22 protein-coding genes are annotated in these 21,283 nt (G+C 66.6%); 9 read left to right on the top strand and 13 right to left on the bottom strand.

What is annotated here, in order from left to right:
• Positions 1-56: 56 nt before the first annotated feature.
• The 3 genes from ACSVDO_RS10510 to ACSVDO_RS10500 form a co-directional block, all read right to left on the bottom strand.
• Positions 57-389: a YnfA family protein gene (locus ACSVDO_RS10510; protein WP_332535788.1), complete on the bottom strand. Its 333-nt coding sequence runs from the start codon at positions 387-389 to the stop codon at positions 57-59.
• Between the two features lie 29 nt (positions 390-418).
• Positions 419-2,923, bottom strand: coding sequence for a putative bifunctional diguanylate cyclase/phosphodiesterase (locus tag ACSVDO_RS10505; protein WP_332683847.1), 2,505 nt, complete (start codon positions 2,921-2,923; stop codon positions 419-421).
• 199 nt (positions 2,924-3,122) lie between these two features.
• Positions 3,123-3,806: an ABC transporter ATP-binding protein gene (locus ACSVDO_RS10500; RefSeq protein WP_489591970.1), complete on the bottom strand. Its 684-nt coding sequence runs from the start codon at positions 3,804-3,806 to the stop codon at positions 3,123-3,125.
• A gap of 20 nt (positions 3,807-3,826) precedes the next feature.
• Here ACSVDO_RS10500 and ACSVDO_RS10495 point away from each other — a divergent pair, with 20 nt between their 5' ends.
• Positions 3,827-4,489 carry an arylesterase gene (locus tag ACSVDO_RS10495; protein WP_442881592.1) on the top strand — a complete coding sequence of 221 codons (663 nt, stop codon included), beginning with the start codon at positions 3,827-3,829 and terminating at the stop codon, positions 4,487-4,489.
• Positions 4,490-4,505: 16 nt separating this feature from the next.
• On the opposite strand, the gene ACSVDO_RS10490 is transcribed toward ACSVDO_RS10495, so the two are convergent.
• From ACSVDO_RS10490 to ACSVDO_RS10475, 4 genes are all read right to left on the bottom strand, one after another.
• The gene (locus ACSVDO_RS10490; protein ID WP_332535792.1) at positions 4,506-4,697 is read right to left on the bottom strand and encodes a hypothetical protein; all 192 of its coding nucleotides are present in this window, start codon (positions 4,695-4,697) and stop codon (positions 4,506-4,508) included.
• Positions 4,698-4,753: 56 nt separating this feature from the next.
• Positions 4,754-5,554 carry a DUF2189 domain-containing protein gene (locus ACSVDO_RS10485; protein WP_489591968.1) on the bottom strand — a complete coding sequence of 267 codons (801 nt, stop codon included), beginning with the start codon at positions 5,552-5,554 and terminating at the stop codon, positions 4,754-4,756.
• 118 nt (positions 5,555-5,672) lie between these two features.
• On the bottom strand, positions 5,673-6,902 hold the full coding sequence (locus ACSVDO_RS10480; protein WP_332535796.1) for a PLP-dependent transferase: 1,230 nt from the start codon (positions 6,900-6,902) through the stop codon (positions 5,673-5,675).
• A 130-nt stretch (positions 6,903-7,032) separates the two neighbouring features.
• Positions 7,033-7,506 (bottom strand): BON domain-containing protein, encoded by a 474-nt coding sequence (locus ACSVDO_RS10475; RefSeq protein WP_332535797.1) that lies wholly within the window; start codon positions 7,504-7,506, stop codon positions 7,033-7,035.
• Positions 7,507-7,652: 146 nt separating this feature from the next.
• Here ACSVDO_RS10475 and ACSVDO_RS10470 point away from each other — a divergent pair, with 146 nt between their 5' ends.
• Genes ACSVDO_RS10470 through ACSVDO_RS10455 form a run of 4 tightly spaced genes read left to right on the top strand, consistent with a single transcriptional unit; the run spans position 7,653 to position 11,826 of the window.
• Positions 7,653-9,341, top strand: a complete 1,689-nt coding sequence (locus tag ACSVDO_RS10470) for a SulP family inorganic anion transporter (protein ID WP_489591965.1) — start codon at positions 7,653-7,655, stop codon at positions 9,339-9,341.
• 29 nt (positions 9,342-9,370) lie between these two features.
• Positions 9,371-10,162: a GGDEF domain-containing protein gene (locus ACSVDO_RS10465; RefSeq protein ID WP_489596385.1), complete on the top strand. Its 792-nt coding sequence runs from the start codon at positions 9,371-9,373 to the stop codon at positions 10,160-10,162.
• Between the two features lie 10 nt (positions 10,163-10,172).
• The gene (locus tag ACSVDO_RS10460; protein WP_442881454.1) at positions 10,173-11,021 is read left to right on the top strand and encodes a MinD/ParA family protein; all 849 of its coding nucleotides are present in this window, start codon (positions 10,173-10,175) and stop codon (positions 11,019-11,021) included.
• Positions 11,022-11,064: 43 nt separating this feature from the next.
• A complete protein-coding gene (locus ACSVDO_RS10455) occupies positions 11,065-11,826 on the top strand; it encodes a sulfurtransferase (protein WP_489596383.1) in 762 nt (253 codons plus the stop codon).
• Positions 11,827-11,847: 21 nt separating this feature from the next.
• On the opposite strand, the gene ACSVDO_RS10450 is transcribed toward ACSVDO_RS10455, so the two are convergent.
• Positions 11,848-12,273: a DoxX family protein gene (locus ACSVDO_RS10450; protein WP_489591963.1), complete on the bottom strand. Its 426-nt coding sequence runs from the start codon at positions 12,271-12,273 to the stop codon at positions 11,848-11,850.
• Positions 12,274-12,522: 249 nt separating this feature from the next.
• Here ACSVDO_RS10450 and ACSVDO_RS10445 point away from each other — a divergent pair, with 249 nt between their 5' ends.
• The 4 genes from ACSVDO_RS10445 to trmB all read left to right on the top strand — a co-directional run bounded on the left by ACSVDO_RS10445 (position 12,523) and on the right by trmB (position 16,389).
• Positions 12,523-13,461, top strand: coding sequence for a LysR family transcriptional regulator (locus ACSVDO_RS10445; protein WP_489591961.1), 939 nt, complete (start codon positions 12,523-12,525; stop codon positions 13,459-13,461).
• Between the two features lie 95 nt (positions 13,462-13,556).
• Positions 13,557-14,675, top strand: coding sequence for an NAD(P)/FAD-dependent oxidoreductase (locus ACSVDO_RS10440; protein ID WP_332535804.1), 1,119 nt, complete (start codon positions 13,557-13,559; stop codon positions 14,673-14,675).
• Positions 14,672-15,640, top strand: coding sequence for a tRNA glutamyl-Q(34) synthetase GluQRS (gene gluQRS, locus ACSVDO_RS10435; protein WP_489591959.1), 969 nt, complete (start codon positions 14,672-14,674; stop codon positions 15,638-15,640). Before ACSVDO_RS10440 ends, gluQRS begins: the two co-directional genes overlap by 4 nt.
• The gene (trmB, locus tag ACSVDO_RS10430) at positions 15,637-16,389 is read left to right on the top strand and encodes a tRNA (guanosine(46)-N7)-methyltransferase TrmB (RefSeq protein WP_489591957.1); all 753 of its coding nucleotides are present in this window, start codon (positions 15,637-15,639) and stop codon (positions 16,387-16,389) included. The genes gluQRS and trmB overlap by 4 nt, the downstream gene beginning before the upstream one ends.
• A gap of 8 nt (positions 16,390-16,397) precedes the next feature.
• Here the strand turns inward: trmB and ACSVDO_RS10425 are convergent, their stop codons facing one another.
• The 5 genes from ACSVDO_RS10425 to ACSVDO_RS10405 form a co-directional block, all read right to left on the bottom strand.
• Positions 16,398-16,946, bottom strand: a complete 549-nt coding sequence (locus tag ACSVDO_RS10425; protein WP_489591956.1) for a TetR/AcrR family transcriptional regulator — start codon at positions 16,944-16,946, stop codon at positions 16,398-16,400.
• A gap of 9 nt (positions 16,947-16,955) precedes the next feature.
• Complete coding sequence (locus tag ACSVDO_RS10420; RefSeq protein ID WP_489591954.1) at positions 16,956-17,948, bottom strand: TauD/TfdA family dioxygenase; 993 nt, start codon at positions 17,946-17,948, stop codon at positions 16,956-16,958.
• Between the two features lie 9 nt (positions 17,949-17,957).
• The gene (locus tag ACSVDO_RS10415) at positions 17,958-18,947 is read right to left on the bottom strand and encodes a Bug family tripartite tricarboxylate transporter substrate binding protein (RefSeq protein WP_489591952.1); all 990 of its coding nucleotides are present in this window, start codon (positions 18,945-18,947) and stop codon (positions 17,958-17,960) included.
• Positions 18,948-19,059: 112 nt separating this feature from the next.
• Entirely contained in the window at positions 19,060-20,178 is a 1,119-nt protein-coding gene (locus tag ACSVDO_RS10410) for an NADH:flavin oxidoreductase/NADH oxidase (RefSeq protein WP_489591950.1), read from the bottom strand.
• A 161-nt stretch (positions 20,179-20,339) separates the two neighbouring features.
• Positions 20,340-21,251, bottom strand: coding sequence for a LysR family transcriptional regulator (locus ACSVDO_RS10405; RefSeq protein ID WP_332535810.1), 912 nt, complete (start codon positions 21,249-21,251; stop codon positions 20,340-20,342).
• Between the last annotated feature and the right edge of the window lie 32 nt (positions 21,252-21,283).

Raw genomic sequence — 21,283 nt, 5'->3', positions numbered from 1 at the left:
CGTCTAGCAACATCTTCGTGGAACAGGCCCGCATGATACCGCGCGCGCCCGGCGATTCAGCCCGCGCGCGGCGCGAAGGCGATGATCGCCATGCCGGCCAGCGCCACGGCCGCGCCCGCCAGGTCCCAGCGCGTGGGCTGAATGCCGTCGACCAGCCACAGCCAGACCAGCGCCGCGGCCACGTAGACGCCGCCATAGGCCGCATAGACGCGGCCCGAAGCCTCGGGATGCAGGGTCAGCAGCCAGACAAACACCGCCAGGCTCGCGGCCGCGGGCAGCAGCAGCCAGGCGCTGTGGCCCTGGCGCAGCCACAGCCACGGCAGATAGCAGCCGACGATCTCGGCGACGGCGGTGGCGGCGAAAAGGAAGAAGGTCTTGATTTCAGGCACGCCGCAGTATGCCAGCGTTGCCCGGCTTCTCAGCCGGGCTGCACAGGGATCACGGCAGGTACGGCCTGCTGCGCGGGCCAGGTGCGCACCAGTGCCTCGAACTTGGCCATGGGCACGGGCGGGCTCAACAGATAGCCCTGCCAGGCATGGCAGCCATGATCGTGCAGGAACAGCCGCTGGGCCTCGGTCTCCACGCCTTCGGCAATGACGCGCAGGCCCAGGCTGGTGCCCAGCGCGACAATCGTCTTGGCGATGGCCGCGTCGTTCGGATCGGTGAGTACGTCGCGCACGAAACTCTGGTCGATCTTGAGCTGGTCCAGCGGCAGGCGCTTGAGATAGGCCAGCGACGAGTAGCCGGTGCCGAAGTCATCGAGCGAGAAGCCCACGCCATGCTGCTTGAGCTGCACCATCTTGTCGATGGTATCGTCGATGTCGGTCAGCAGCAGGCCTTCGGTGAGCTCAAGCTTGAGGCGCGACGGCGGCGCGCCGTTGATCGCCAGCGCCGCGAGCACCTGGTCGACGAACTGCGCCTGGTAGAACTGGCGCGGGCTGACATTGACCGCCACCACCAAAGACTCCATCGCCGGATCGCGCGACCATTGCGCGAGCTGGGCGCAGGCGGTGTTGAGCACCCATTCGCCCAGCGGCACGATCAGGCCGCTTTCCTCGGCGAGCGGAATGAAGTTCGCGGGAGAAATGAAACCTTGTCCCGGATGGCGCCAGCGCAGCAGGCCTTCGGCACCTATGATGCGTCCGTCCTCGACCTGGGGCTGGTAGAACAGCTCGAATTGCTGCTGCGCCAGGCCGGTGCGCAGGTCCTGCTCCAGCGTCGCGCGCTCGCGCACCGCCTGCTGCATGCGAGGGTCGAAAAACTGCAGCGTGTCGCGGCCGGCCTTCTTCGCCTGGTACATGGCCAGATCGGCGCGGCGCAGCAGCTCGTCGACGGTGTCGCTCAGGCCCTGGAAGATCGTCGCGCCCATGCTCACAGTGGCATGGCATTCCTCGCCATCGTCGAGCACATAGGGCTGGCGCAGGGCCTGCAAGATGGCGTGGCCGACTTCCTGGGCCATGGCCGCGGCCTGCACCGGGTCCTCGCCCAGGTCTTCGAGCACCACGACGAATTCATCGCCGCCCTGGCGCCCCACGGTATGCGTGACATCGACGGTCTCGCGCAGCCGTGTCGCGACCTGGCGCAGCAGCGCATCGCCCTGGTCGTGGCCGCGGGTTTCGTTCAAAGTCTTGAAGTTGTCGACGTCGAGCATCAGCAACGCGCCCGAGCGCTGGCGGCGCGCGCCCGCGCCCAGCGCCTGCTGCAGCCGGTCGAGCAGCAGCCGCCGATTGGGCAGCTGGGTCAGCAAATCATAGAACGCGAGGTAGCGTATCTCTTCCTCGGCGGCCTTGCGCTGGCTCAGATCCTCGAGCGTGATCAGGTACTGGCCGTCCATCGCCACGCCGCCGATTTCCACGGTGCGCATCGTGCCGTCGCGGCACACGATGTGGTATTCGGAGTGCACGATGTTGCCGTCGAGCGCGCGCGCGCGCGCCTTGGCCGTGCGCAGCTGCTCGCAGGCCTTGGCGCGCTGCACAGGATCGGGATAGGCCAGGCCCCACCACTCGTCGACCGTCACCGCGTCCTGCTCGGTATAGCCACAGGTGAACACGAAGCGGTCGTTGCGGTAGACGATCTCATCGGCATCGTTGACGATGGCCAGGCCCACGGGCAGGCGCTGCAGCACCGCGCGCAGGCGCTCCTCGTTCTCGCGGTGGTGCTGCTCCAAGCGGCGGCGCTCGGTCACGTCCTGCACCACGCCCAGGTTGAGCAGCCGGCCGCGCACGCCCCGGCCTATGGCCGACGCGGTTTCCTCGACCCAGATGATGGAGGCGTTGCTGCGCAGCAGCCGCAGTTCCACCTGGTATTCCTGTATCTCGCCGCGCCCCAGTCGCTGCATCAGCGACAAATGCTGGGCACGGTCGCCGGGATGGATGAACTCTCCGAACTTGCGGTCCTGCAAGGCTTCGATGGGCAGCCCCAGAATGCTGGCGTAACGCTCGTTGACCTGCTCGAACGCGCCGGTCTCGGCATCGAGCTGGACCACACCGACCGCGGCCTGGTTGAACAGCGCCTGGATGCGCTGGTCGCTGTGGCGCGCGGTCGCCAGCGCTCGTTCCTGCGCCCAGATCCGGCGGCGCCGGCGCATGCGCCAGACGGTCGCGACGCCGAGCAGCAAAGACGTCAGCCCGCCGCCCAGAATCACCACCCAGGGCAACAGATGACGCACCGGCGTAGCCGCAGTCCGCAGCACCACGGGATCCTTGGGGGCGGACGCGGCCGCAGGAGGCGCGGCTCGCAGATCCGGCGCCCTGGTCGACAGCCCCACGCCCTGCGTGATCACGCTCAGCGCCCCCGCATCATGCGGCGCACGCATCAAGGCAATTCCCAGCCAGGCACTCAGTGACGCTCCCAAGACGAACACCGCCAATCCCGGCACAAAAATGCGGTGCTTTTTCGACAGGCCTGGAAGGTGAAGGGTCATGGGGACATAAGCGCGCCGCGGAAATTCCGAGGGCTCACAACGTCAAACGATTAGAAAAGCTATGAATCCGATAGCTTGTTGAGCATAGCTGTTTTTTGCCCGGCTCCAAGTCAGACACAGCGGTTTTGCATGTCGATGTTACATACTTCGCAACGGCCCCACGCATTGCCATGCCTCCCCTGCCCCGCGCCGGCCCGAATTACGCCAGCAGCCGCCCGGCCTCGACGGTCAGGCATCGGTCGCAGCGCGCGGCGATGGCACGGTCATGCGTGACCAGCACCAGCGTGGTGCCGCGTTCACGGTTCAGATCGAACATCAGCTGCATGATGGTTTCGCCGGTCGCAAAGTCGAGGCTGCCCGTGGGTTCATCAGCGAGCAGCACGGCCGGCTGCACGACAAAGGCGCGTGCCAGCGCCACGCGCTGCTGCTCGCCGCCCGACAGCAGCCGCGGGTAATGACCCTGGCGCTGGCCCAGACCCACGCGCTCGAGCATCTCCCTGGCGAGCTGGCGCGCCTGGGCATGGCCCGCAAGTTCCAGCGGCAGCATCACGTTTTCGAGCGCCGTCAGGTTGCCCAGCAGCTGGAAGCTCTGGAACACGAAGCCGAGCTTTTGCGCACGCAGCGCCGCGCGGTCATCTTCGTTCAACGCGAACAGATCCTGGCCTTCGAGGCGGACCGTACCCGAGGTCGGGGTATCGAGGCCTGCCAGAATCGACAGCAGCGTGCTTTTCCCGGAGCCCGACGCGCCCACGATGGCCACACTCTCGGCGCGCGCGAAGCTCGCATGAATATCCCGCAGAATGTCGAGTGACCCCGTGGAATCCGTGACCGACTTGGAAAGATGTTCGATTTCGAGCAGAGGGGGTACAAGAGGTGCGGGCATATCAAACTGAAATGGATACCATGAAATTGAAACCATCCGACCGCACGCGACGCCGGCTTCTGGCGGCAGTGGCCGCCATGGCATGCGGCATGTCCAGCGCGGCGCCGTCAGCGTCCGCCCCACAGGCCCCGGTGGTGCTGGTGGTGGGCGATTCGCTGAGCGCCGAATATGGCCTGGCCCGCGGCCAGGGCTGGGTGGCACTGCTGCAGGAAAGACTAGCGAAAAGCATGCCGCAAGCGCGTGTGATCAATGCAAGTGTCAGCGGCGACACCACGGCAGGCGGACGTGCCCGGCTGGCAAGCCTGCTCAAGCAGCATGCGCCGACGGTGGTGGTGATCGAGCTGGGCGGCAACGATGCGCTGCGCGGGCTGCCGCTTCAGGGAACGCGCGACAACCTGCAGGCCATGACGCGCGCCAGTCAGGCGGCCGGCGCCAAGGTGCTGCTGCTGGGAATGCAGGTGCCGCCCAACTATGGCAGCGCCTACGGCCGCGATTTCGCCGCGGTCTTCCCCGAGGTTGCCAAGCAGAACAAGGCGGCCTGGTTGCCGTTCCTGCTCGCAGGCATTGCCGACGCACCCGACGCGAGCAGCTGGTTCCAGGCCGACCGCATCCATCCCACAGCCAAGGCGCATCCGCGCATGCTGGAGAATGTCTGGCCGCTGCTGCAGCCCTTGCTGCGCTGAGCGCGGGCTGCGCGTATCAGTTGCCAGCGCTGGGCGCCGGCACATCGGCGGCAGGCGCAGGATCATTGCCGGGAGCGACATAGGTCGCGCCCGAATGCTCGGGCACATCGCTCTTGCGTTGTTCCTTGGCGCGCTCTTTATCCTGCTTCTTTTGCTTTTTGGCGAGCTCGCGTTGCCGTTTTTCGTATCCGTAGTTGGGTGTTGCCAATGTTCTCTTTCGTTGATTTGAAGCTGCGCCTACTGTACCAGCCATCGGGCTCGGGTTTAGCCTTGGGCCGCCGCCGAGAGGACCGGAGCCACCGCATGTCGGTAGGCATGCCAGCTCGCGCAGCCCAGCAATGGCCCTACCAGCACCAGGCCCGCACCCCAGGTCCACCAGAGACTTGAGCCCACCAGCAGCGTGATCAGCAGGCCCCACAATAGCAGCACGCCCGGATGGCCCGCAGCCACGCGCACGCTGGTAATGCAGGCCGTGAGCGCATCGGTGTCGCGGTCGAGAATCATGGGCAGCGCCACCACCATGCTGGCAAAGGCGATCGCCGCGAATGCCCCTCCCACCAGCAGGTACACGGCCAGAAACTCCCAGTTTTCGAAATTGAACACGGCCTGAACCACGCCTGCGCTGGTGGGCATGCCGGTGTTGAAGAACACTGCGAACACCACCATGGACGCACGGCCCCACAGCAACTCGAGCACGACCAGCACCAACACCAGCATCGCCATGCTGGGAATGTGCGTATCCCAGGCGGTGATCGAAGACCCGAGCGCAGGCCGCTGCCCGGCCTCCAGGCGCCGGCTCGCGTCATACAGCCCCATCGCCAGAAACGGGCCCAGCAGCAGACAACCGCTGGCCAGCGACATCACATATTCAGGACGCGAGCGGAACAGCCAGCCTATGAGCAGCGCCATGGCCCAGAAGCAGCTGCCATAGAACAAGGCAATGCCGGGCACGGCGCGCAGGTCGCGCCAGCCCAGCGCAAGCCAGCGAAAAGGGTCGCCCCAGCGCAAGGGCCTGAGCTCGACCTCCGAAGCCGCTGCAGGAACCGGTACCGGTGAAATGTCCATGGCGATGCCTCCTCCAGCATGCGCGCCCGGCCCGGCGGGCAAAGGCGCTTGCTGGCACCACCTTAGCGCGGCCGCCTGCGCCTGCCATCCAGACAATCACCAAGAAGGCCATCGCCACTCAGCCGAAGGCCTTGGCCAGCGCCTGCGCCAGATCGGCGCGCAAGTCCTCGACCGCCTCGAGACCAATATTGAAACGCACCACGGTGCCCGGCTGCAGCTGCGTCACGGACCGCTGGCGCATGGTTTCGATCTCGTAGGGCACGACCAGACTGGTCGGGCCGCCCCAGCTGTAGCCCAGCTTGAAAAGCCGCAGGCTGTCGCACAAGACATCGACCTGGTCCTGGGTGTAGCGCGGATCAATGACCACGCTGAACAAGCCCGCGGCCGCGCCCTGGCCGGCGTTGGCCGCGCCGCAGAGCCTGGCCCAATGCGCATGGCCAGGCGAGCCGGGCAGCGCTGGATGCAGCACCTGAACGACCGCAGGCTGCTGCTGCAGCCAGCGCGCGAGTTCGCGCGCGCTCAGGTCGTGGGCGCGGTAACGCAGCGCAATGCTGGGCAGCGAGCGCAACACCGTTTCGCTGTCATTGCCCGACACGCCCAAGCCCAGCCGCATGTGCGTGAGCTTGAGGCGCAGGTGCAAGGCCTGGTTGACGGTCATCACGCTGCCCATGAGCACGTCGCCGCCGCCGCTGGGGTACTTGGTCAGCGCCTGCACCGATACATCGACGCCCAACCGGTGGCTGCCGTCGCCGTCAAGATCGAAAGGCTTGAACGCCAGGCCCGCGCCCCAGGTGTTGTCGAGCGCCGAAATCACGCCACGCTCGCGGCACAGCGCGACCATCGCGGCAAGGTCGGCAAACTCCATGCTCACCGAACCCGGCACCTCGATCCACACCAGGCGCGTGCGCTCGGAGATGCGCGCGGCCAGATCCGCAAGATCCATGGGGTCGTAGTATTGGTGCGTGATGCCCCATTGCACCAGCTCCGCCTCTGCCAGCGACTTGTTCGGCCCATAGGCGTTGTCGGGAATCAGCACTTCGTCACCCGCCTTGAGCAGCGACAGCGACACGCAGCCTATCGCCGCCAATCCGCTGGGCACCAGCAGGCACTGCCTGCCGCCTTCGAGCGTGCACAGGCGCTCCTCGAGCAGGTAGGTCGTCGGCGTGCCGTGCAGGCCATAGGTGTAGCTGCTCTTGTCCAGCCAGCGACGCTCGCGCATCGCCGCGACGTTGGGAAACACCACCGTCGAGGCCTTGTGCACGGCGGGCAGCAAGGACACGAAATCGGCCGGTGGCTGATAGGCATGATGGACCAGTTCGGTCGTCAGATCGTAGGCGGCTTGTTTCATGGGCCAATGGTAGCGCCCCGCAGCCCCCTGCCGGACGCAAGAACGCCACCGGCTCAGCGGTGGCGTCCAGGGGCAGGGCCCGAATGCACGAGAACCGGGACAGGGCCTGGCCGTGTCCACGTCCCCGGAGTTACTTGGGCTGGATGGTCAGCATGTTGTTCACCGCCACCACGCCCTTGACGCCCTTGGCAATCTCTTCGGCACGCGCCTTCGCGGAATCGCTGGGCGCCGTGCCGTTGAGCGTGACCGCGCCGCCCTTGGTGTCGACGTTGATCTGCAGCGCGCTCAGTTCGGAGTCCTTGACCAGCGCGGCCTTGATTTCAGCCGTGGTCGCGGCATCGCCTACTGCGTCCATGGCATTGCCGGCAGCGTTGGTTGTGGCGTCGCCCATCTTGGCAGCACCTTCCTCGATGCGCGCACCTGCGTTCTTGGCCGCCTCCTCGGCACGCTTTTGCGCGTCGCCAGCGGCTTGTTCGGTGCGGGAGACCGCGGAGTCCAGCTGCTGGCCTGCGGTCTTGTCCTCGTTCTTGCCGCAGGCGGCCAGACCCAGTGCCAGAGCGCTGACCGCGAGAATCGAAAGAATGCGTTGACGTGGCTGAATCATGTTGATTTCCCCTTGTGGCAGGACATCTCCTGCGTGTTGTTCGTGAGGAAAATGTAACGCCGCGGCGCAGCGGCCACCGTGGGAGGAAGCCGACGCCCGCGTAGGACAGCCGCCCTACCCTGCACCAGCCATCGCGCTGCAGCACAATGCTGCCCATGCCTCATCTTGCTCGCTGGTTTCCGTTTCTCGCCTGGCCCCGTCCGACTTCCGCCCTGCTGCTTGGAGAATTCTGGGCCGGCATGACTGTCGGTCTGATGCTGCTGCCCCAGGGCGTGGCCTATGCCGCGCTCGCGGGAATGCCGCTGGTGACCGGAATCTATGCGTCGCTGATTCCCGCGCTGATCGCGGTCCTCTGGAGCGCCTCGCCGCGCCTGGGCGTGGGGCCGACCGCGCTGACCAGTTTGCTCATCGGCGCATCGCTGCTGGGAATGGCCGAGCCGGGCAGCGCCCACTGGGTCAATCTCGCGGTCTGGATCGCGCTGCTGTCGGGCCTGCTGCAATGCGCGCTGGGCGCGCTGCGCGCGGGCTGGCTGCTCAACCTCGTGACCTCGCCGGTGCTCAACGGCTTCACCCAGGCCGCGGGCATTCTGATCCTGGCGTCCCAGTTGCCTGCGCTGCTGGGCTTGCGCACCACCTGGAATGCATTTTTCTACAGCCCTTCGCTGCACCATTTCGATCTGCGCGCCGCAGCCATAGGCCTGATCAGCGTGGCGCTGCTGCTGGTGCTCAAGCGCTGGCGCGCGGGCTTCCCCGCAGCCATGGTCGTTGCCGGCCTGGCCGGCGTGCTCAGCTGGGCCATGGGCTTCGCCGACAGCGGCGGCGATGTCGTAGGCACGCTGCCTGCAGGGCTGCCGTCGCTGCACTGGCCCCAATGGCTGGAAGCCAGCGAGTTTGCGGCGCTGATCATGCCGGTATTGGTGATTTCGCTGGTGAGCTTTCTCGAAACCGCGTCCAGCGCCCAGGCCGAGCACCAGAACGCGGGCACGCGCTGGAACGAAAACCAGGATCTGCTGGCCCAGGGCATGGCCAAGATCAGCGCCGGTCTGTGCGGCAGTTTCGCGACCAGCGCCTCGTTTTCGCGCTCGGCCGTGAATCTCATGGCCGGCGCGCGCACCGGCTGGGCCACGGTGTTTGCCATCGCCTTCGTGTTCATCGTGCTGCTGTGGCTCACGCCAGCGCTCTACCATGTGCCGCAGTCGGCGCTGGCGGCCATCGTCGTCACGGCCGTTCTGAACCTCATCAAGCCGCAGACCATGTTCCGCCTGTGGCGCATTTCGCGCACCGAAGCCTGCATAGGCCTGGCCACCTGCGCGCTCACGCTGGCCACGGCGCCGCGGCTGTACTGGGGCGTGCTTGCCGGCATCGTCATGGGCCTGTGCCACTTCCTCTACCAGCGCCTGCACCCACGCATCATCGAGGCCGGCCTGCACGGCGACGGCAGCCTGCGCGACCGCCACCTTTGGCAACTGCCCTCGCTGGCCCAGGGCGTGCTGGTGCTGCGCATGGATGCCGAGCTCGATTTCGCGTCGGCGCGCGCGCTCGAGCAGCGCATCGTCGATCACCTGGGCGCGCACCCGGAACTGCTGCATCTGTGCCTGCTGGCCCAGCCCATCAACCGCATCGACATTACGGGAATCGAGACTTTCAAGCGAATCCGTGGTCTGCTGTGCCTGCGTGGTGGCACACTGCACGTCAGTGGACTCAAACTTCCGGTGGAAAATAGCCTGCGACGCGCTGGTGCGCTCGAGCCCGGCACCGACCTCGCCCTGTACCGCACCGACGCCGATGCGTTGGCGGCGTTGCAAAACCTTCGTGCCACGCAGACAACGGGCTGATACACTCTCGTAACACTGATTTGCAATTTGTGACCGGTTCCGCGACCTATCAATCTGTCTTCTTGCGCGATCTGCGCTTGTCTACGGCCCACAGCCTGGTAACCCAGTCTGGTGCGCCGGGTCTGGTGCTGCCCAACGAGACTCCCACTCGCTACCTTCAGGCAGTGATCGACGGTCTGTGCGACCTCTCACTGCGCGATCCACTGACGGGCCTGGCCAACCGCCGCCATTTCCGCTCCGTACTCGAGCGCGAAGTCGACCGCATGGCGCGCTCGGGTGAAGCGGCACTCCTGCTGATGCTCGACATCGACCATTTCAAGAAGATCAACGACACCCACGGTCATATCGTGGGCGACATGGTGCTGCAATCCGTGGCCCGCACTTTGCTCGGCTGCGTACGCCCCATGGACACCCTGGCGCGCTATGGCGGCGAGGAATTCGCCATCGTGCTGCCCTCGTGCCAGTCGGCTTTCGGCAGCTCGATTGCCGAGCGCATCCGCGAAGCGGTCGAGTCCACCATCATTCGCGTCTCGCCGGCCCTGGACCTGAGCGTCTCCGTGAGCATAGGCGGCGCGTATGCGCTGCAATGGATCCGCAGCACCACACAACTGTGGATAGAACGCGCGGACAATCAGCTCTATCAGGCAAAATCCGCTGGCCGAAACCGTATCTGCATCGAAGAGCAACCCGACAGCACCGTGAGTGCAGAAGAAAAAAGCATGTTGTTTGGCTCCCTGCCCATGAATCTTCATCCGAATGAAGCAGATCAATCGAACGTGATCCGTGTCAACCCCACGGACGCGCCGGATGCAGGCCGTTGAAAGCAGAGCGATGAGCGACGCCGTGCTTCCCTCCCACCCCGCCATTCCCACGACCACTCCGATGGGCGAAGCGGTGCGCACGCGCCCGCAGCATCGGGCCAAGATCATTGCCGTCACCAGCGGCAAGGGCGGGGTCGGCAAGACTTTCGTCTCCGCCAACCTGGCCGCCGCGCTCACGCGCCACGGTCTCAAGGTGCTGGTGCTCGACGCCGACCTGGGCCTGGCCAATCTCGACGTGGTGCTGAACCTCTATCCCAAGATCACGCTGCACGACGTGTTCACCGGCAAGGCCGCGCTCGAAGACGCACTGCTCGCAGGCCCGGGCGGTTTCTCGGTGCTGCTCGCGGGCTCGGGCATGGTCGAATACTCGCACCTCACGCCCGACATCCGCGCCAAGTTCCTAGAAGTCGTCGAGACCATGGCGCCGCGCTTCGACGTGGTGCTGCTCGATACCGGCGCAGGCATCTCTGACGTTGTGCTGTTCTCCGTCTCCATGGCCGACGAAGTGATGATTGTCGCCACGCCCGAGCCGACTTCGCTGACCGATGCCTATGCGGCGATCAAGGTGCTTGCGACCCAGCAAAAGCGCCAGCATATGCGCCTGATCATCAACCAGGCGGTACGCGCCGGCGACGGCCGCGCAATCACGGGCCAGCTGCAGCAGGTGCTCAACCGTTTCGTCACCACGGCCGAAGGCCAGCCGCTGCGGCTGATCCACATGGGCGACATTCCTGCCGACCCGGCAGTGCGCGACTCGGTGATGCGCCGGCAATTGCTGCTGCAAGCCACTCCGGGCTGCGCGGCCGCGCTGTCTGTCGCACAATTGGCCAACAAGATAAAATCGATGCTGGTGGCCTGACACAGGCCGCGCCATTGCACCGGCCTGTATCGGGCCCATGACCGTGAACGACATTCTCAATATTTCCTGCTACAAGTTCGTGGCACTCCCCGACGCGCCCGCGCTGCGCGAGACCTTGCTGGAACGCGCGCTCGCCGCCGAACTCAAGGGCACCATCCTGCTGGCCGAAGAAGGCATCAATTTCTTTCTCGCCGGCCCGGCCGCGCAAGTGCATGGCTTCGTCGATGCGCTGCGCGCCGATGAACGTTTCGCTGATCTGGCGCCCAAGGAAAGCTGGTCCAGCGACGTGCCGTTTCGCAAGATGCTGGTCAAGGTCAAGCGCGAGATCATCCGCATGGACCACCCGGCCATCAAGCCCGCCCATGGGCGCGCGCCATCCGTGAGCCCGGCGCGGCTGCGCCAGTGGCTGGAGCAAGGCCATGACGACGCCGGCCGGCCCGTGGTCACGCTAGACACACGCAACGACTTCGAAGTCGATGCGGGCGCGTTTGAATCGGCGATCGACTGGCGCATCGCCAAGTTCACCGAATTCCCCGCCGCGCTGCAGTCGCACCAGGCCGAGCTCGAAGGCAAGACCGTGGTCAGCTATTGCACCGGCGGAATACGCTGCGAGAAGGCCGCGATCCTGATGCGCGAGCAGGGCCTGGAGCATGTCTATCAGCTCGAAGGCGGCATCCTGAAGTACTTCGAGGAAACCGACGGCGCGCATTACCGCGGCGGCTGCTTCGTGTTCGACGAACGCCGCGTGCTCGACCCGGCGCTCGACACCGTGCCGGCCAGCGAGCTGCCGCCTTCGGCGGGCTGAGCGCCGGCGGCCAGGGCCGCCTCAGCGCACGACCGGCGCCAGCGGTCGGCGCGCGTCAACGCTCAGCGCGCCCGCGCCAAATGCCGCGAACGCGAACAGTCCGCCCGCCACCGCGATGTTCTTGTAGAACAGCAACTGCTGCATTCCCGCCTGCTCCGCCGGCAAGGCCCAGAACTTGTGAAAGAAGAAGCTCGCGACCAGCGTGAACAGCGCCAGCGCGATCGCCGCCCAGCGCGTCTGCCAGCCCAGCAGCAAAGCCAGGCCGCCGACGATTTCCACCAGCAGCGCCAGCGCCACTGCGACCTGCGGCACGGGAACTCCCGCGGACGCGGTATAGGCCACTGTGCCGGCAAAGCCCGTGAGCTTGCCCACACCCGCGGGAATGAACAGCAGGGCCAGCAGGATACGGCCCAAGAGGGCCAGCGGATTTTGCAGCGAAGTCCACATAGAGATACCTCCGAGAACACTGCGTCGAAGCGGAGGATTCCGCTGCGTGGCGCGGGATCGGACACCAGCGGTCGCCCGTGTCGGATGGACCTCATTGTCACCAGACGTTGCGGCCGCGCTTGTCAGCTTTGTTCCACTGATCCACCGCCTGCCGCACGCGGCAATCTGCGGCATAGCCGCGCCGAACACTGCGCTGGTGCAGCCAAATTGATGGCATCATTCAAATCCTTTGAACAGCCACGCCTTTCCATGTCCAGTCCCCGCGACGCACTGACTCCCGACAGCCTGGCGATGCTGCAGGTGATTGCCGATACCGGCAGCTTTGCCGCCGCCGCACGTTCGCTGGGCCTGGTGCCCAGCGCGCTGACCTATCGCGTGCGCCACATCGAGGATGCGCTCGATGTGCTGCTGTTCGATCGGCGCTCGCGCCAGGCCCAGCCCACCGAAGCCGGCCTGGCGCTGCTGCGCGAAGGCGCGCGCCTGCTGCAGGACATCGACAGCGTTGCCCACCGCGTGCGCCGCGTGGCCACGGGCTGGGAACCCCAGCTGACGATAGTCACCGACGGCGCGCTGGCGCGCGGCCCGCTGTTCGATCTCGTCGAAGCGTTCTATGCGCTCGCGCCGCCCACGCGGCTCAAGCTGCGCGAAGGCATCCTGAGCGGAACGCTCGAAGTGCTGAGTTCGGGGCGCGCCGACCTGGCCATAGGCGTGGCCGTCAACGCGAGCAATGTCGCGGGCATACAGCTGCAGGAACTCGGCGAGCTGGTCTTCTGTCTGGCCGTCGCCCCCCACCATGCGCTCGCCCAGCTGCCCGAGCCCATCAGCGACGACACGCTGCTGCAGCACCGCGTGGTGGCCGTGGCCGACTCCGCGCTGCGCGACACCACCAGCATAGGCGTGCTCGATGGCCAGCAGGTGCTGACCGTGGACAGCATGGGCGCCAAAGTGGACGCCATGCTGCGCGGCCTGGGCTACGGCTTCCTGCCCCAGGGCATGCTGCACGAACACGCGGCCAGCGGACGGCTGGTGGTGCGCTCCGTGGTGCGTCCGGCGCGCACGCTGCGCGCCCATTACGCCTGGACCACTTCGGGCCATGCGAGCCCCGGTCGCGCGCTCCAGTGGTGGCTCGAAAAGCTGTCGCATCCGACCACGCGCGCCGCATTGCTGGAAAACCATCACGTGCTTTGAGCCCTGCGCACCCCCGCGAAGGGTGTAGAGTCAGTCCACGGTGGAGGCTCAGCGAGACCGCAGAATTCGCCTCCCTGTTTTCCGAAAGGCTTGACATGACTGCTCCGCGCACGCTTCGCACCCCTGCCCCCGCACCCACTGCCGCGCAGCACCCGCGCCGCGCCCGCCACCGACCCCAAGTCATCGCCGTGATCGGCGCGGGCATCGCGGGCCTGGCCTGCGCGCGCACGCTGGTGCAGGCCGGCCACCAGGTCAAGGTCTTCGAACAGGGCGCCGATGTCGGCGGCCGCATGGCGGTGCATTCCACATCGCACGGCAGCTTCGACTCCGGTGCGCAATATTTCACCGTGCGCGATGCGCGCTTCGAACAGGTGCTGGCGCTGGACCCCAAGCTGTGCCGCCCCTGGAGCGCAACCACCATCCGCGTGCTTGACAGCGCCGGACGCGTGGCCACGGCCGTGCCGCCGCCGCGCGAATCGCACTGGGTCGCCACACCCCACATGCAAAGCCTGCCCGCGGCCTGGGCCAAACCGCTGGTCGATGCCGGGCGCGTGCTCACGCAATGCCGCGTCACCGCGCTCGAGCGCGACCGGCTCGACCCCACGCGCTGGCAGCTGCAAACCGAAAATTCGCTTGATTCGACCGAGCAGACCGTGCACGCGGGCTTCGACACCGTGCTGCTGGCCCTGCCTGCGCCGCTGGCGCGCGCGCTGCTCGAACCCACGGGCCTGGCCGACCTGCATTGCCAGACGCTCAGCGAAATCGACATCGCACCATGCTGGACGCTGCACCTGACTTTCGCCCAGGCGCAGCAGCCGGGCCTGACCACGCTGGGCCCCCATTGGAACGCCGCGCGCAGCACCCACCACCGCATTGCCTGGCTCGCCCGCGAATCGTCCAAGCCCGGGCGCGCGACGACCGAGCGCTGGACCGTGCAGGCCAGCCCCGCCTGGTCGCAGGAACACCGCAACGACGACGGCCCGCGCATCCAGGCCAAGTTGCAGAAGGCCTTTGCCGAAATTACCGGCATACACGCCACGCCCAGCCATGTCAGCAGCCGCTTCTGGCCGCATGCCCAGACCGTGAGCACGCTGGGCCATCCTTTCCTCTGGAACGACAAGACCCACCTGGGCGTCTGCGGAGACTGGTGCCTGGGTGCACGCGTCGAGGATGCCTTCGTGTCCGGCCTGGAGCTTGCGTTGAAAGTGGCATGACCGGGACTTCTTCGTCTTATGTCGGGCGCTTTGCGCCCTCTCCCACGGGCCCGCTGCATGCGGGCTCGCTGGTTGCTGCACTGGGCAGCTGGCTGGACGCACGCGCCCACAACGGGCGCTGGCTGGTGCGCATCGAGGACATAGACCCGCCGCGCTGCATGCCCGGTGCCGACGAATTGATACTGCAGCAACTCGCCGCCTGCGGCCTGCTGCCCGACGCACCGCCGGTCTGGCAATCCCGGCGCGGCGACCATTACGCCCACGCCTTGCAGCAATTGCTCGACCGGCAGCTCGCCTATGCCTGCGCCTGCACGCGCCGCGACATCGCGCTCGCCTGGGAGCAGTCGGGCCTGGAGCGCGAGCGGCATGTGGAGCGTCCCTACCCCGGCACCTGCCGCGCAGGCCTGAACGGCCGGCCCGCGCGCGCCTGGCGCTTTGCAACCGACAAACAGGCGCGCCTGGCGCTGGCGTTCCACGGCCAGTGCGCGCCCACCTGGAACGCCGCAGACGGCCGCCTGCTGTGGCAGGACCGCCGACTCGGCGCGCAGTCTCAGGACCTCATTCAAAGTGTCGGCGATTTCGTGCTGCGCCGCGCCGATGGCCTGTGGGCCTACCAGCTGGCCGTGGTCGTCGATGACGGCCTGCAGCAGGTAAGCCATGTCGTGCGCGGCGAAGACCTGACCGACAACACACCGCGCCAGATGCTGCTGCAGCAGGCGCTGGGCCTGGCCACGCCCGCTTATCTGCACATGCCGCTGGTGCGCCGCGCCGATGGCGAAAAGCTCTCCAAGCAGCATGGGGCGCGCTCCATCGACGTGTCCACACGCGAAGCCTGCAGCGCCGCTCTGGCCACCGCCGCTGCCGCGCTGGGCCTGCCCGTGGCCGATTGCACCCACAAATCCCTGGCCGATGCACTGGCCCTGTGGGTGCAGGCCTGGCGAGCTAACTACAATCACGCCCTGTGACTGAACACCAAACCAATGCGGCCGCTCCCGGCCCCGACGCCCCCCAAGACGCTACTCCCGGCATTGCACCCGCCGGCGTGGCTTATCCCAAAACCATCAAAAGCTATGTGCTGCGCGCAGGACGTACCACGACCGGCCAAGCCAAGGCCTTTGCCGAGGTCGGCCCGCAGTTCCTGCTGAACTACCAGGCCGCGCCGCTGGACGCGAGCGCCGCCTACGGCCGCACGGCACCGCTGATCCTCGAGATCGGCTTCGGCATGGGCGAGGCCACGGCGCATATCGCGCGCGTGCGCCCCGACGACAACTTCCTGTGCTGCGAAGTGCACGAACCCGGCGTAGGCGCGCTGCTCAAGCGCATCAGCGAGCAGGACATCAAGAACATCCGCATCCTGCAGCATGACGCCGTCGAAGTGATAGACAACATGCTGCCCGAAGCCAGTATCGACGGCGTGCACATCTTCTTTCCCGATCCCTGGCACAAGAAGAAGCACAACAAGCGCCGCCTGGTGCAGTCGCCGCTGATCGCCAAGCTGGCGTCGCGCCTCAAGCCTGGCGGCTACCTGCACTGCGCGACCGACTGGGAGCCCTATGCCGTGCAGATGCTCGAAGTGCTGTCGGCCGAGCCCACGCTGGCCAACACCGCCGAAGGCTACGCGCCCCAGCCCGACTACCGCCCGCTGACCAAGTTCGAGAACCGCGGCATCAAGCTGGGCCACGGCGTCTGGGACCTGGTGTTCCGCAAGAAGTAGGCTGGACGCTAGCGGCCGAGCTGCGCCTGCAGCAGGCTGTCAGCGCAGAGGGCCGCGATTTGCGCGGCCTCGGGGCTTCGCTGGACCATGATCTGCGCCAGCGCGCCGTCGTACAGCAAGGCCAGTTGCCGCGCCAGCGGCACGCGGGCTGGCAGGTCCTCGGGCAGCTCGGCCAGGAACATCTCCAGGATGGTCTGCTTGTGCAGCAGCACGACTTCCTTGATGGGCGCCGAATTCTCGTTCTCGGCCAGCGCGAGCAAAAAGGCGCAGCCCTTAAACTCCGGGCTGCCGGCCTTGCGCTGTAGTATCTCGAAATAGCGCAGAACGCGCGCGCTGGCACCGGCCTGGCCGCCCAGCCGCCCCTGCTCCATGGACTGCATCACCGCGTCATGGCGTGCCTGCAGATAGGCGACGACCAGCTGTTCCTTGCTCGGGAAATGGCGGTAGAGCGTGGCCTTGGCGATGCCGGCTTCGGCGATCACGCGGTCCACGCCCACGGTCTTGACGCCATGCTGGTAGAAAAGCCGGCTCGCGGTCTCGACGATGTGATCACGCACCGCTGCGCCTCAGCCTTCGTAGCCGACCCGGCCGTGCTCGCGCAGCCACAGCCGCACCAGATGGCGCTGCTCTTCGGGCGTGTCGCCGTTCTGGAACTCGCTGCGCGCATGGGCGATCGCGCGGTTGTTCACATACTGGATCTGGCCAGCCTGCATGTGGAACTGGCATTGCAGCTCGGGCCGGGCAAACAGCGCCAACAGCCTTTGCATGGCCTGCTCCAGCGCCGGATCAAGCGCTTGCTCGCGCAGCCGGTAGCCGCCGCGGATGTTGTAGTTGGAAAAGCGCGCGCGCGGCCGGCCGTTGGCCGCGTCAAACACCGGATTGGCGACATACGGCGCCTCGCCCGGGCCGAACTCGCGGTGCCGGTCCCACCAGATGGGCTGATACAGCCTTTCAAGCAGCTCGGGGTTTTCCGCCAGCAGGATGTTGTGCAGCGTGTGGAAGCTGATGACCTTGGAGATGCCCCCGGTCCTGGACGGATGCAGGCACAGCAGGCCCACATAGTCGGGCATGGCGCTGTTGAAGCAGTTGTCGTTGTGGAAGTTCAGGTCCAGATTGGTGATCGTCGCGCGAATGCCCGAGCCCGGCACCATCTGCCCGCCCACGCCGGTATCGCGCACATCGAACATCAGCGTGCCCTGGTAGGTCTGCTCCACGGGGCGCGCCACCAGGCCTGAAAACAGCCAGTAGGCCCGGGTCAGTTCGGCATCGGTAAAAGCCGCCGCCGGCAGTCCGTCCAACACCGCAAAGAGCGGGCCGTTGTCGAGGTAATCGCCGCGCAGCCGCGCGGCAAACGCCTGGCAGGCATCGAGCTGCAGCCCTTCGCGGCCCAGCGTGTGCAGCGCGCCTGCGTGGCCATTGGTAGCGCGCACCGCTTGCGCCAGCTCGGCAACGCATTCGGCGGGAAACGCCAGCGTCCAGTCATCGGGAGAAATCGTGTCGCGTGTCCAGGCGCTGGGGCCTTCGATGGTGCCTGCGACGGCAAAGGTGTTCGCTGTCATGCCCACTCCTCAGTTCTGCGCTAGATCAAACCGGGCCAGCAGCTTCTTGAACTGCGCCGTTTCCTGGTTGACAAAGGAACGGAACTCGTCGGGCGCGCTGCCCTGCGGCACAAAGGCCAGGGCTTGCAACTGGCGACGCACGTCGGCGTCGGCCAGCGCAGCGCGCACTTCGCGGCTCAGGAACTGCTGCACATCGGCGGGAATGCCAGGCGGCGCCATCAGGCCCATCCAGGTCGACTGGTCGAAGCCGTCCAGGGTCTCGGCCACGGTGGGCACGTCGGGCAGCTGCTGCGCGCGCGCCGTGGTCGTCACCGCCAGGGCCTTGATCTTGCCGGCCTGGAGCAGCGGCAGGGCCGAAGGAATGTTGTCCACGCTCAGCAGGATCTGGTCGCCGCCCGCAAGCGCCGTGAGCGCCTGGGTGCTGCCCTTGTAGGGCACGTGCACGGCCTTGACGCCCAGCCGGCCGAGAAAGTCCTCGGCAATCAGCTGCTGGGAGGTGCCGGCGCCGTTTGACGAGAACGAGTAGGCGTTGGGCGGGCCGGCGCGCAGCAGCGCCACCAGTTCCGCCAGGGAAGCGATGCGGCTTGCGCTGGGCACCAGGATCACCGAAGGCATCTTGATCAGCAGCGAAATCGGCGAGAAATCGGCGTTGACGTTGAAGTCGGCGCGGTTGCTCAGCGTGGGCAGCACGGCAAACACCGCCTGCGTGCCCAGCAGCAGGCGGTAAGGGTTGCCCCTGCTCTTGCCGACGAACTCGGTGCCGCTCTGGCCCGAGGCGCCGGGCTTGTTGTCGACCACGACGGGCTGGCCCCAGCGCTCGCCGAGCTTGGTCGCCAGGATGCGCGCCAGCAGGTCGGCAGCGCCGCCCGCGGCGTAGGGCACGACGATGGACACCGCGTGCGTTGGATAGGCGGCGGTGGCGGCCGATGCATTCGTTGCACCGGCGAGCCACAGCGCGCCGGCGGAAAAGGCGAATTGGCGACGGGTGAGCAGAGACATGTTCGATAGGAATTCAGACAGGATGGTCCCATGCTAGGGGTGGACAGACCTGTCTGTATCGAACGATTCCGAGGATGATTACTCGGATTTCGAGTAACGCTCCCCGGACTTCTTACTGCACGGCCTTCTTGCCCGCGCCGCGGTAGCGCTCGAGCCAATGCGCGTATTGCGCGGGCAGCGTCCAGTCGGGGCGCGGCTGCTGCAGCGCCTGGGCCAGCACATACGGATAGTGGGGATTGGCCAGCATCGCGCGGCCAATCATCACCAGCGACATCTGCTGCTCGGCCACGGCACGCTCGGCCACCTGCGGGTCGTCTATCCCCCAGCTCGAAGCGACCGGCAGGCCGGCTTCGCGGCTCACGCGCTGGGCGATGGGCGCGAGAAACGCGGGCGTGCCCCAGGGAATCTGCACGTCGGGGATCACGAAGTTGACGCTGACGTTGAGCAGGCCCAGTCCGCCGGCACGCATTTTCTTGACCAGCTCGATCGATTCAGACAGCGTCTGCTCATCCTGGCCGTCGTACTCGATCACACCGAAACGCGCCGTGAGCGGCAGGTTCTGCGGCCAGACCTCGCGCACCGCGGCCAGCGTCTCGAGCAGGAAGCGTGCGCGGTTGTCGAAGCTGCCGCCGTAGGCATCGGTGCGCTGGTTCGAATGCGCGGAAAAGAAGCTTTGCGCAAGATAGCCATGGGCGAAATGCAGCTCGAGCCATTGGAAGCCCGCGTCGCGCGCGCGGCGTGCGGCCGCCACGAAATCGGCCTTGACGCGCACGATGTCGGCCAGCGTCATTTCCGTGGGCACGCGCGGCAGGCCGCCACCGAAGGCAATCGCCGAAGGCGCGATCGGCTGCCAGGCGCGCGCGTCATCCGCGGGGATATGGTCGTCGCCTTCCCAGGGCCGGTTGGCGCTGGCCTTGCGGCCCGCATGGCCGATCTGTATGCCGGGCACGGCGCCCGCGGTCTTGACCGAGGCGGCGATGCGCGCCAGGCCTTCGGCCTGGGCGTCATTCCACAGCCCGGTACAGCCCGGCGTGATGCGGCCTTCGGGCGAAACGGCCGTGGCTTCCACAATCACCAGACCCGCGCCGCCGCGCGCGATCGACGTGTAATGGGCCTGGTGCCAATCGGTGGTGAAGCCGTCGACGGCGCTGTACTGGCACATCGGCGGCACGGCGATGCGGTTGCGCAGCGTGACGTCCTTGAGGGTGAACGGAGAGAACAATGCGGACATGCTGATTTTCTTCTGGGCTGAAAGGGAAATGGGGCGGCGCGAACGGCCGCGAGCCCAGGCATTCGACACGGCGAATGCTGTGGACCCATAGGCACAAATTGCGCCGCTGCTGAAATAAATCAAATGCTATAAATTTATGATTCGCATCAGCGCAATCGATATCAGCCCGGTTGCGTTTCGGCGCAGGACCTGACCAGCAGTTCGCGCAGCCAGCGGTGCGCGGGGTCGCTGTGGGTGCGCGCATGCCAGACCGCGGTGTTGGTGAATCCGGGAACGTCAAGCGGCGGCTCGGACACCATCAATCCGTCCTGGCCCGCGACCAGCCGGCTGGGCAGGATGGCGACCATGTCGCTGGCGCGCAGGATGTCGGGCAGGATCAGGAAGGACTTGACTGACACAGTCACATTGCGCCGCTTGCCCAGCTTCTCCAGCGCTTCGTCGGTCACGCCGTAAAAACCGCCGCCCTCGTAGGAGCCCAGCGCATGGTCGAGCGCGCAGAACTGCTCCAGCGTGAGCCTGCGCCCGGTCGCCGCGGGGTGGCCTTGGCGCAGCACGCAGACATAGCGCTCGTGGTACAGCACGCGCGCATGCAGATCGGGCGGCGTGTTCTCGGGGCTCAGCAAGGCCAGGCTGATCTGGCCGCGCTCGAGCTGGGTCTGCACCTGCCCGTTCCTCAGCGGCACCAGCGCCACGCGCATGTGCGGCGCCAGCGGCTTGAGCACGGCCAGAAAAGGCACGGCAATCGCGCGCAGCGCGTAGTCGGTCGCGGCAATGGTGAAGGTCAGGCGCGCGGTCGAGGGATCGAACACCGGCGGCTGCAGCAGCGCGTCTATGCCCGCAAGCACCTGCTTGATGGACGGCGCAAGGTCCAGCGCGCGCTGGGTGGGCACCATGCCGCGCTGGGCGCGCGCGAACAGCGGGTCGCCAAAACTTTCGCGCAGCCGCGTGAGCATGCCGCTCATCGCCGGCTGGGTCAGCCCCAGGCGCGCCGCGGCGCGGGTCACATTGCACTCGTCCAGCAAGGCGTCCAGCGCCTTGAGCAGGTTGAGATCCATGCTCCTGATATCTTTCATTCTTATTACCGACCCGATACAAACCAGCCTGG

The organism is Comamonas sp. DB36 (assembly GCF_057914905.1).
Note: the sequence above shows the minus strand (reverse complement) of the source record. Positions and strands in the feature narration are given on the sequence as shown.

Coding starts and splice junctions, on each gene's coding strand:
- ACSVDO_RS10505 (WP_332683847.1), bottom strand. CDS start 2,923: ATGACCCTTCACCTTCCAGGCCTGTCGAAAAAGCACCGCATTTTTGTG.
- ACSVDO_RS10500 (WP_489591970.1), bottom strand. CDS start 3,806: ATGCCCGCACCTCTTGTACCCCCTCTGCTCGAAATCGAACATCTTTCC.
- ACSVDO_RS10495 (WP_442881592.1), top strand. CDS start 3,827: ATGAAATTGAAACCATCCGACCGCACGCGACGCCGGCTTCTGGCGGCA.
- ACSVDO_RS10485 (WP_489591968.1), bottom strand. CDS start 5,554: ATGGACATTTCACCGGTACCGGTTCCTGCAGCGGCTTCGGAGGTCGAG.
- ACSVDO_RS10480 (WP_332535796.1), bottom strand. CDS start 6,902: ATGAAACAAGCCGCCTACGATCTGACGACCGAACTGGTCCATCATGCC.
- ACSVDO_RS10475 (WP_332535797.1), bottom strand. CDS start 7,506: ATGATTCAGCCACGTCAACGCATTCTTTCGATTCTCGCGGTCAGCGCT.
- ACSVDO_RS10470 (WP_489591965.1), top strand. CDS start 7,653: ATGCTGCCCATGCCTCATCTTGCTCGCTGGTTTCCGTTTCTCGCCTGG.
- ACSVDO_RS10460 (WP_442881454.1), top strand. CDS start 10,173: ATGAGCGACGCCGTGCTTCCCTCCCACCCCGCCATTCCCACGACCACT.
- ACSVDO_RS10450 (WP_489591963.1), bottom strand. CDS start 12,273: ATGTGGACTTCGCTGCAAAATCCGCTGGCCCTCTTGGGCCGTATCCTG.
- ACSVDO_RS10445 (WP_489591961.1), top strand. CDS start 12,523: ATGTCCAGTCCCCGCGACGCACTGACTCCCGACAGCCTGGCGATGCTG.
- ACSVDO_RS10440 (WP_332535804.1), top strand. CDS start 13,557: ATGACTGCTCCGCGCACGCTTCGCACCCCTGCCCCCGCACCCACTGCC.
- gluQRS (WP_489591959.1), top strand. CDS start 14,672: ATGACCGGGACTTCTTCGTCTTATGTCGGGCGCTTTGCGCCCTCTCCC.
- ACSVDO_RS10420 (WP_489591954.1), bottom strand. CDS start 17,948: ATGACAGCGAACACCTTTGCCGTCGCAGGCACCATCGAAGGCCCCAGC.
- ACSVDO_RS10415 (WP_489591952.1), bottom strand. CDS start 18,947: ATGTCTCTGCTCACCCGTCGCCAATTCGCCTTTTCCGCCGGCGCGCTG.
- ACSVDO_RS10410 (WP_489591950.1), bottom strand. CDS start 20,178: ATGTCCGCATTGTTCTCTCCGTTCACCCTCAAGGACGTCACGCTGCGC.
- ACSVDO_RS10405 (WP_332535810.1), bottom strand. CDS start 21,251: ATGAAAGATATCAGGAGCATGGATCTCAACCTGCTCAAGGCGCTGGAC.